Below are 9,518 nucleotides of genomic sequence, written 5' to 3'. Positions count from 1 at the left end.
GAGATGCCACTCTCGGGCAGGGCAGTCCGGAAGCTGGACAGCGCCTTGGCAGCCAGTACAATGCGCGCTGCCTTCCTTTCTGTTTCGGAGAATTCCCGCATGCATATCGACGCCGCCACCCAACTCCTGCTCGACGCCCGCCACAGTGGCCTGGCCCTGGACTGGCGTCGCCTGGCCGTCGGCGATGCCGAGATCGCCTACGCCGTGCAGGACGCTCAACTGCAACGCCTGGGGCCGATCGGGGGCTGGAAGGTCGGTAGCAAGGGGGATGGCAGCCTGCCAGCTTGTGCGCCGCTGCCGGCCTCCGGCGTACTGGCCTCGGGGGCGCCATTGCGCGGGCCGCAATGGCGCATGCGCGGTCTGGAGGTGGAGTTGGCCTTGCGGGTCGGGCGTGATTACCATCCCGGCGATCAAGTGCCGGATGAGGCCGAGTTGCGCACGGTCTTTGACGCCATCCTGCCGGCCATTGAAGTGGTGGAGACGCGCCTCGGTCATCCGCCCTGTACCAACCCGTGGGCCGGCATGGCCGACCTGCAAAGCCACGGTGCCCTGATCATCGGTGCCGCCCAGCCGCTACCGGCTACGCTCTCGTTGCGCCAGATCGCGGCCAGCCTGCACATCGATGGCCAGGAAATCACCCGCAACACGGGCGGCAACCCGGCTGACCTGTGGCCCATGCTGGGCTGGCTGGCGCTGCATTGCGCGCGCCGTGGCCAGTCCTGGTGCCAGGGGCAGGTCATCACGACCGGCTCCTGCACCGGGCTGCAGCTTGCACGCGCAGGGCGGCAGATCGAGGGTGCGCTGGAGGGGATCGGTGCAGTTTCGTTCAGCTTTGCCAACTGAACAGCAGCAACTTTTTACGTCATGAGCTGACCGATCAGGCGGCCCACTTCTGCATGCACCGCATCACGCCGGGCATCGGTGGCCGCATTTTCGGTGAGATACACCGCAAACAGCAGCGGTGCGCCTTTCTCTGTCCACACCACACCCACATCGTTGGCCGTGCCCAGCCGTCCCGTCCCGGTCTTGTCGCCGACCTTCCAGCCCTTGGGCAGGCCGGCGCGCACGCGCTTGTCGCCAGTCTGGTTGGCCACCAGCCATTGCGCAAGCTGCTGGCGCGAGGCCGGCGTCAGCGCATTGCCCAGCACCAGCTGGCGCAGGTCGGCAGTCATCGCGGCCGGAGTGGTGGTGTCGCGCGGGTCGCCGGGAACGGCTTCGTTGAGCGTGGGCTCATTGCGATCCAGCCGGGTCAGTTCATCGCCCAGCGACCGCACGAAGCGCGTCATGCCGGCAGGGCCGTCCATGCTCTCCAGCATGAGATTGGCGGCGGTGTTGTCCGAAAGAGTGATGGCGGCCTCGCACAGCTGTGCCAGCGACAGGCCATCCCCGCCGGTGTGCTTGCCGGTGGTGGGCGAGTAGGGCACCAGGTCCTGCTGGCGATAGACGATACGGCGCGCCAGCTGCTCCTTGCCCTCGTCCACGCGACGCAGCACGGCGGCCGCCGCGAGGAACTTGAAGGTACTGCACATGGGGAAGCGCTCATCGGCACGATAACCCCAGTGGCGGCCGCCGGCGGTATCGACCAGCGACACGCCCAGACGTCCGCCGATATCGGCCTCCAGCCGCGACAGCGTGGCGGTCAGTGCGGATGAGTCCACAGTTTTACTTGCGCCTTGCAGGCTGGCCGCCCAGCTGCGGCTGATCAGGCCGGCGCTGGCCAGCGCGGCGACGGACAGAAAATGACGTCGTCCAGACATGGATACTCCTCGATGAATGATGGCAACAGGGCTGCATCATAGGCAGTAGTCGCGGTGCTCACAATTCACGATAATTGGACGCAAGCCCAAGAAAAACTGATGCCTGGAGTGTTCATGTACCTGCCCCTCAATGCCTTGCGCGCCTTCGAAGTCTCGGCCCGCCATCTCTCCTTCACGCGGGCCGCCGAGGAATTGAGCGTGACCCAGACCGCCGTGAGCATGCAGGTCAAGAACCTGGAGCAGCGGCTGGGCGTGACCCTGTTCCGTCGCCTGCCACGCGGCCTGGCCCTCACCGACGAAGGGCTGGCGCTGCTGCCGGTGGTGGCGCAATCCTTCGGGCGCATCGCCGACGTGCTGGCCCAGTTCGAAGATGGCCGGCGCCGCGAGGTGCTCACCGTCGGCGTGGTCGGAACGTTCGCCGTGGGTTGGCTCATGCCGCGCCTGCGCGAATTCCAGCAGCAGCATCCCTTCGTCGACCTGCGCCTGCTCACCAACAACAACCGTGTCGACCTGGCCGGAGAGGGACTCGATTATGCGATCCGTTTTGGCGATGGTGCATGGCATGGCACCGAGGCTGAACGTCTGTTCGAAGCGCCACTGGCACCCATGTGCGCACCGGAGATTGCCGCGCGCTTGCGCACGCCCTCCGACCTGGCGGCCGAGACGCTGCTGCGGTCCTATCGCAGTGACGAGTGGCACCGCTGGTTTGCGGCCGCCGCTGCGCCTTGCCCGCCCTTGCGCGGCTTCGTGTTCGACTCCTCGCTGGCGCTGGCTGAAGCGGCTGCGCAGGAGGCCGGCGTGGCGCTGTTGCCGGTGATGATGTTCGAGCGCGAATTGCGGCAGGGGCGGCTGGTCTGCCCCTTCGAACAGCGCATCGTGCTCGGTGCCTACTGGCTCACGCGCTTGAAGTCACGCCCGCAAACCGCTGCCATGGCGGCTTTCCGGACATGGCTGAAGGTGCAGGCAGGCTGCTTGTAGGGTTAGCTGAAGTGATGATTACGCGCAACAACCACAGCCATGTCAGAGAAATCCTGATAGACGCGCGGCCTGCATGCACCTAGAATAAATGATATAAACAATTTATACGGTTCGTGCCGGCCGTATGAGTCAACACCATGGACAGACCGGCACTGGCAGAAAACCTTCGGGAGCCTGCCATCAGTCAATAGTGAAAGGGGGTAAGTCATGAACTACTTCGCACAACTCTATCGCAAGCTGGTTGATTTTCTCAATGACTCCAGTGAACTCGACACCGGTTCGCACCGCGGTGCGCCGCATTGCTGCAGCCTGTATTCGGGCTTGTCGAGCATGTCGCAGGAAGAGCAGCGTCACTGACATCGCGAGTCATTGACTCGTCACGCCTGCCTCACCTGCCGACCCGGGCCGCGCCAGCGCCCCGGGTTTTTCTTTGTCTGCACGGACAACACTGCACGTTTTGGAGATTGCATCGTTTCTCTAACGAGTGTCATCAGGAATTTCCCGCTAATCAAGGCGCTGAAGATGTAATAGAGTCGGGACACAAGCCGCGGCGATGTCGCGGTGGAGCAACTTCACTCAGGCTCAGATGACACAACTCAAAAAAATCAGCGTCAACGACTTGGCCGTGGGCATGTATTTTTCCGGCTTTGATGGCCCCTGGATCGACAATCCGTTCTGGCGCAGCAAGTTCCTGATCGAGCAGGCCGCAGACGTCAGCCGCGCCCGCAGCGCCGGCTTCGAGTTCTGCTGGATCGACGTCTCGCTGGGCCGGGATGTCATTCCGGGTAGCGCCATCGAAGCAGTGGACGTGGGCGCAGAACCGGGTGTGGAGCCGGTGCCGCTCACGCCAGAGGACGAGTATCGCAACGAACTGAGCGAAGCCCTGCGGCTCTACGAGAGCGCCAAGGTATCGACGCAGCAGATGTTCCGGCAGGCGCGCCTGGGCAAGACCCTGGATGTCGCGCAATGCCAGGACCTGGTGGAAGAAATCGCCGCCTCGGTCACGCGCAACTCGAATGCACTGCTCAGCATCATCCGCTTGAAGCGCGCCGACGAATACACCTACCTGCATTCCATTGCCGTCTGCACCATGATGGTGGCACTGGCACGCACGCTGGGCATGGACAATACGGCCTGCAAGGAAGCCGGACTGGCCGGCTACCTGCACGATGTGGGCAAGGCCTTCATTCCGCTCGACGTGCTCAACAAGCCCGGCAAGCTGACCGATCAGGAATTCCGCATCATCCAGCGCCATCCCACGCTGGGCTATGAATACCTGAGCGGCTTCGCGGGGGTGCCGGATTATGTGCTCAACGTCTGCCTGCATCATCACGAAAAGATCGATGGCACCGGCTATCCGGGGCGTCAGCAGGGCAACCAGATCGATCTGTATTCGCGCATGGCGGCGGTGTGTGACGTCTATGACGCCATCACCTCCGACCGCACCTACAAATCCGCCTGGGATCCGGCCGAATCGCTGGCTCGCATGGCCAGCTGGAGCGGCCACTTTGATCGCCCCATCTTCCTGACCTTCGTCAAGACGCTGGGCATCTATCCCATCGGATCCATCGTCAAGCTGCGTTCAGGCCGCACAGCGCTGGTGATTCGCCAGAATCACAAGGACCTGACCAAGCCGGTCGTCAAGGCGTTTACGACGGCGCTCTCGATCGAATCGCTGGAGAGCGAGATCATCGATCTGTCCTCGCCGGACCAGGATGATGTGATCAGCGAACGCAGTGGCCAGGACTGGATCCGCAGCAACGGACTGGTGCTGGATTCGCTCAAGGCACTGGTGGAAGGAAACGAGAGCCCGGGTTAGTCGGGACATCAGACGTGCGACAGTTTCATGGCGGAAACCCGGTGCGCGCCTGCGCACCGGGTTTTTTATTGCAGGCAGTACTTGCGCTCAGCGGGCACCGAGGATGTGCGCGATACGTTCTTCATTGGCCGGATGGCTGGACAGGTAACGTGCTGCCGGACTGTCCTTGCTCTTGCCCATGTCTTCCAGTTTCTCGAACACCAGCGCCAGTTTCTGGCGCGGCAGGCCATTGGCCTTGAACATGGCGATGGCGTAATCATCGGCCTCGCGTTCGATATCGCGTGAATACTTCAGATCCAGCAAGACCGTCGGGATGTTGGCCAGGACCGCCGAGACATCGCCGAACAGCAAGGTGGCCGTGGCCGCGATGGCCGAACTCTGGATCAGCCGCCGCATCAGGTGGCGCCGGTGCACATGCCCCAGTTCATGGGCCAGCACACCCATGAGGGCGTCATCATCATCAAGCAGCTGCACGATCTCATCGGTGACCACGATCTGGCCCGAGGGCAGGGCGAAGGCGTTGGGACCGATGCGGCTCTTGCGGAACACGATCTGGTAGTCGGGCGCATCCGCCATCGGCGCGGTCAGGGCACGAAAGCGCGACGTGATGCCCTTGGCCCGCTGGGCGTCGAGCTTGCTGGGGGCCAATACGTGCTGGTCGAGGAAGTCCAGCGTACCTTGACCGACCTGGCGATCCACCGCCACCGGCAGGATGGCCGTGATGCCCTGCGCGGCCAGCGGCAGCAGGTACAGGTAGCTCAGTACCACCACCGCGACCAGCGCCGCGCATGCCGCCAGCGCATGCCGCCAGCTTTGCTGCAAGCGGACCACCAGTGAATCCCGGTGGCCGGTTTCATGCAGTAAGGCGCTGAAGGCCGCCCCATCGATGATTTCCAGATAGGCACCGTCAGGGAAGCTGACCTTGCGCGCTGCCCGGTTCAGGCGCTCGGAGACGCGCAATTGGGCGATCGGACAGTCCCGCTCCACCTCGCCGCGCACCTGGGCCATGCCATCGCTGACGTCCAGCGTCACCTGGTAACGCTTTGACGTCTTGCCATCGTAGTAGGAAGCGGAGACCGTCATGGCTTACATCGACAGGTCGAAGTCGAGCAGGTCGCCCAGGCCTTCACCGGTGGCCGAGCCGGGCGACTCGCTGGAAGCGATGAAGTCATCCAGGCTACCCGCCGGCAGCAGCGTCACCGACTCGATGCGGTAGCGCATCATGCGGATTTGCGCGAAGGGGGTGAACAGCCCCAGCGTGAAGGCGATGCCGAGCACGTTGGTGAGCAGGATGATGGCGGTGCGGCCCCAGCGCATGCGGCTTTCGAAGCGATGCTCACCCAGGCGCGTGTTGTTCCACACCAGGTTCTGCAGCAGCGTGATCCACAGCGGAATGATCAGGAAAGACCAGGCATACAGGGCGAACAACATCAGCCCGAACGCGGCGATCGAGCCCGCACCCGACTGCACCGACTGGAACAGTGCCACGCCGCCAAAGCCGACCACGATGAGCACCGAGCCGGCGATCCAGCCGCCGATACCGGCCGCGAAGGCCAGATAGAACGCGCCGACCGAACCGTGGAAGGAAAAGTGGGTGGCACCGAAGCGCGCTTCATTGTGCTGGAAGCGCTTGAAGCGCTGCGCCGCCATCGGCATCAACAGGCCCAGGCTGAAACCCGACATCATGGGCCACAGCAGGAAGTTCTTGAATGCGCCGCCGAAGCTGCCGCGAAAACCGAAGCGGATGCCGCGATAGCTGGTGTTGTAGAGCTTGAACTGCAGGCTGCGCCAGATCAGCCAGGGACTGGCCAGCATCAAGGCCAGCGCGGCTATCAGGCCCAGCAGGAGGTTGATGTAGCCGGCGATCTGGTACACCACGATCAGCACGACGGCCAGGATGCGTCCCTTGAGGATGGCGACGGGGTTGCCGTGATAGTCGAAGCTGGCCCCGGCCACCGAGGTGTTGTCGTAGAAGTAGCGCAGCCGACGCACCTTGGCCCAGGCCGAATAGATGCCCAGCGTGACGATCGACAGCAGCAGGTTGACGATCCAGATGCGGAAATATTCGGAGCCGCGTCCGCTGAAGGTAAAGGCCTGCGGTGCACTGTGGTCGGCCGAGTCACGCAGGGCGGTCGCGAAATTGCCGGGCGCCGCCGGAACGGAAGGCGAGGGAAGGGAAGATTCAGGCAAGTCAGAATGATCGTTCATGGAAGCTCTTGTATTGGTCGTTGTATGGAAGAGGTCTGCCGATGGGGTCGGGCAAGAATCCATTGCTCGCAAGTAAAAGTCAAGTTGTCGCTGATCACCACGCTGCTTGTATGGATGTTGTAGGGACCGGCCTCGCATTTGTTCGAGCTTCACTGGTCTGACCTTCTGCAGAAATGCACTGTTTGTGCGAACATTGCTGCCCGAACACGGTCAAGGCAAGGGCATGGCTGAGCTGGAAACAGCACGGCCATGCCGCACCGATTGACCGTGTGGTTCATCTTCGCGCCAAACAAAAGTTTCCTGAACGCCGCCCGGTCTCCACGCCGGGCGGCGTTTGCCAACCAAAGGAGCCTCCATCTATGTCCACGTCCTGGAACACCGCCGCCATCGCCGAGAAGCTCGGCATCCCCGCCACCGATCTCGGCATCGAGACCATCGCCCATAGCGCCGATGGCATCGATTACGAAAGCGTCCTGCTCTACAACAAGGCACAGCCGCCGGTGTCGGGCGTGCTGACCGTCCCCAACTATTTCGGCCTGCGCCAGCAGGCGCTGGAAATCGCCGCCACTACCATCGGCGCCGGCCATGCCATCCTGGTGGCCGACGTGTTCGGAAAGAGCCTGCGCCCGACCAATCCGGACGAAGCCCTGGCCGCCATCATCCCGCTGAAGAAGGATCGCGCCGAACTGCGCAAGCGCATGCACGGCGTGCTGAAGGTCTTGCGCGAGCAGACCTTCGTCAAGCTCGATGCCGGCAAGCTGGGCGCCAGCGGTTTCTGCTTCGGCGGCACCGCTGCGCTGGAACTGGCGCGTGATGGTGCGGACGTGCGCGGCACGGTGTCGCTGCACGGTGCGCTCGATACCCCGGCCCCGGGCGGGAGCAAGGTCAAGGGTGCGATCCTGGTGCTGCACGGCGTGCAGGATCCCTCGGTGCCGCGCGATCAGGTCAATGGCTTCATCGACGAGATGAGCGCCCTCAAGGTTGACTGGCAACTGGTCAACTATGGCCAGGCGGGCCACTCCTTCACCGATCCGGATGCCAACCACCCCGGCTTCTTCTACCACCGCCAGACGGCAGAACGCGCCGCGGTTGCATTGCAGGCCTTCTTCGGCGAAGTGCTGGCCTGAAGTCCTGAAGTCCTGAAGTCTTGAAGCAAGGCAGGGCCGACGCCCTGCCGAACTGTTTCATCCACCTGAGCAGCGGTGCCCGTAGCCGCTGCTCAGGCAGTCTCACCATAACAACAAGAGAGTGCGTCCGTTCGGCGCGCAGGGGAGCGTTCATCCTTGCCGCGCCGCTCGCGCCAGCATCCTGCATTGCCCTCGTCAAATCCCACGTCCAAAGGATACTCATGTCACAAGATAAAGAGCCCAGGCGGCGCTTCCTGCGCCAGGTGTTGGCCATCGTCCCAGCCGCGACCACGCTAGGCGGCGCCACCACCGTAGCAGTCAGCCAACCGGCAATGGCCGACAGCAGCGAGCCGGGCAAGCCCCGCGCCTACACGCCGACCTACTTCACTGCGCCCGAATGGGCCTTCCTCAACGCCGCCGTCGATCACCTGATCCCCTCCGACCAGTACGGAGCCGGTGCGCTGGAAACCGGCGTGCCCGAGTTCATCGACCGCCAGATGGAAACCCCTTACGGGCAGGGCCAGCTGTGGTACATGCAAGGCCCCTTCACCCCGGACGCTCCGCCCGAATTCGGCTACCAGCTGCCCTATCCGCCACGCGAACTGTACAAGAAGGGACTGGCCGAATTCGACGCGGCCATCCGCCAGCAGTACGGCCACGGCTATGTGGAGCTGAACACCCAGCAACGCGAAAAAATGATGGGCGAGTTCGAGAAGGGCGACCAGGGCAGCCTCAAGATGGCCACCATCCCGCCTGCGGCGCTGTTCAACCTGTTGCTGCAGAACGTGCACGAAGGCTATTTCTGCGACCCCACCGATGGCGGCAACAAGGGCATGGGTTCGTGGAAGATGATCGGCTTCCCCGGTGCCCGCGCCGACTATTACGACTGGGTCGACCAGTACGGCCGCACCTATCCCCTGCCCCCGATTTCGCGCGGCTGATCGCTGCTTCCTTCTCGCATCGTTTGACCCCGAAAGCCCAAGCATATGGCCAACAAGAACATGAAAGCAGTCGACGTCGTCATCGTCGGCTTCGGCTGGACCGGTGCCATCATGGCCAAGGAAATGACCGAGGCCGGACAAAGCGTGGTGGCGCTGGAACGCGGCGTCTATCGCGACACCTACCCGGATGGCGCTTATCCCAAGACCATCAATGAGCTGGAATACCAGCAGCGCTTCAAGTTATTCCAGAATCTGAACAAATCCTCGTTTACCTTCCGCCGCAAGACCGGCGACAGCGCCATACCCTATCGCCAGATCGCCATGTTCAAACCGGGCGAAGGCGTGGGCGGTGCGGGCCTGCACTGGTCGGGCTGCCACTGGCGCATCCTGCCGGAAGAGTTGCGCATGCGCAGCCATTACGAGGAACGCTACGGCAAGGGCTTCATTCCCAAGGACATGACCTTGCAGGACTGGGGCGTGACCTACGAAGAACTGGAGCCGTATTTCGATTTCGCCGAAAAGATGATGGGCACCTCCGGCACCGCCTACCGCGTCGGCGGCAAGGTGGTCGACGACAGCGGCAATCCCTTTGAGGCCAACCGTTCGGACAACTTCCCGCTGCCCGCACAGAAGGAGCAATACCAGGCCGCGCTGTTCCGCAAGGCCGCGCAGCAGGCGGGCTTCCATC

At 63.2% G+C, this 9,518-nt stretch carries 9 protein-coding genes and 1 pseudogene; 7 read left to right on the top strand and 3 right to left on the bottom strand.

What is annotated here, in order from left to right; all coding sequences use genetic code 11:
- The first annotated feature begins 99 nt into the window (after positions 1–99).
- Positions 100–843 carry a 2-keto-4-pentenoate hydratase gene (locus tag B3873_RS12955; protein WP_286866543.1) on the top strand — a complete coding sequence of 248 codons (744 nt, stop codon included), beginning with the start codon at positions 100–102 and terminating at the stop codon, positions 841–843.
- 14 nt (positions 844–857) lie between these two features.
- Here the strand turns inward: B3873_RS12955 and bla are convergent, their stop codons facing one another.
- A complete protein-coding gene (gene bla / locus B3873_RS12950) occupies positions 858–1,757 on the bottom strand; it encodes a class A beta-lactamase (protein ID WP_286866541.1) in 900 nt (299 codons plus the stop codon).
- Positions 1,758–1,871: 114 nt separating this feature from the next.
- Between bla and B3873_RS12945 the strand changes: the two genes are divergently transcribed.
- The 3 genes from B3873_RS12945 to B3873_RS12935 all read left to right on the top strand — a co-directional run bounded on the left by B3873_RS12945 (position 1,872) and on the right by B3873_RS12935 (position 4,554).
- Positions 1,872–2,735 (top strand): LysR family transcriptional regulator, encoded by an 864-nt coding sequence (locus B3873_RS12945; protein WP_286866539.1) that lies wholly within the window; start codon positions 1,872–1,874, stop codon positions 2,733–2,735.
- 207 nt (positions 2,736–2,942) lie between these two features.
- Positions 2,943–3,092, top strand: a complete 150-nt coding sequence (locus B3873_RS12940) for a hypothetical protein (RefSeq protein ID WP_276842918.1) — start codon at positions 2,943–2,945, stop codon at positions 3,090–3,092.
- Positions 3,093–3,321: 229 nt separating this feature from the next.
- Positions 3,322–4,554, top strand: coding sequence for an HD-GYP domain-containing protein (locus B3873_RS12935; RefSeq protein ID WP_286866536.1), 1,233 nt, complete (start codon positions 3,322–3,324; stop codon positions 4,552–4,554).
- A gap of 87 nt (positions 4,555–4,641) precedes the next feature.
- Here the strand turns inward: B3873_RS12935 and B3873_RS12930 are convergent, their stop codons facing one another.
- Together B3873_RS12930 and B3873_RS12925 are read right to left on the bottom strand one after the other, a co-directional pair.
- The gene (locus B3873_RS12930) at positions 4,642–5,637 is read right to left on the bottom strand and encodes a M48 family metallopeptidase (RefSeq protein ID WP_209534500.1); all 996 of its coding nucleotides are present in this window, start codon (positions 5,635–5,637) and stop codon (positions 4,642–4,644) included.
- A 3-nt stretch (positions 5,638–5,640) separates the two neighbouring features.
- Entirely contained in the window at positions 5,641–6,762 is a 1,122-nt protein-coding gene (locus B3873_RS12925; protein ID WP_039784556.1) for a YjgN family protein, read from the bottom strand.
- 359 nt (positions 6,763–7,121) lie between these two features.
- Here B3873_RS12925 and B3873_RS12920 point away from each other — a divergent pair, with 359 nt between their 5' ends.
- The 3 genes and pseudogenes from B3873_RS12920 to B3873_RS12910 form a co-directional block, all read left to right on the top strand.
- Positions 7,122–7,889 (top strand): dienelactone hydrolase family protein, encoded by a 768-nt coding sequence (locus B3873_RS12920; protein WP_286866531.1) that lies wholly within the window; start codon positions 7,122–7,124, stop codon positions 7,887–7,889.
- 221 nt (positions 7,890–8,110) lie between these two features.
- Entirely contained in the window at positions 8,111–8,830 is a 720-nt protein-coding gene (locus tag B3873_RS12915; RefSeq protein ID WP_286866530.1) for a gluconate 2-dehydrogenase subunit 3 family protein, read from the top strand.
- A gap of 45 nt (positions 8,831–8,875) precedes the next feature.
- A pseudogene (locus B3873_RS12910) lies at positions 8,876–9,518 on the top strand (GMC family oxidoreductase); the annotation flags it as partial.

Source organism: Herbaspirillum sp. UBA812, assembly GCF_002296545.1.
GTDB lineage: Bacteria > Pseudomonadota > Gammaproteobacteria > Burkholderiales > Burkholderiaceae_D > Herbaspirillum > Herbaspirillum huttiense.
Note: the sequence above shows the minus strand (reverse complement) of the source record. Positions and strands in the feature narration are given on the sequence as shown.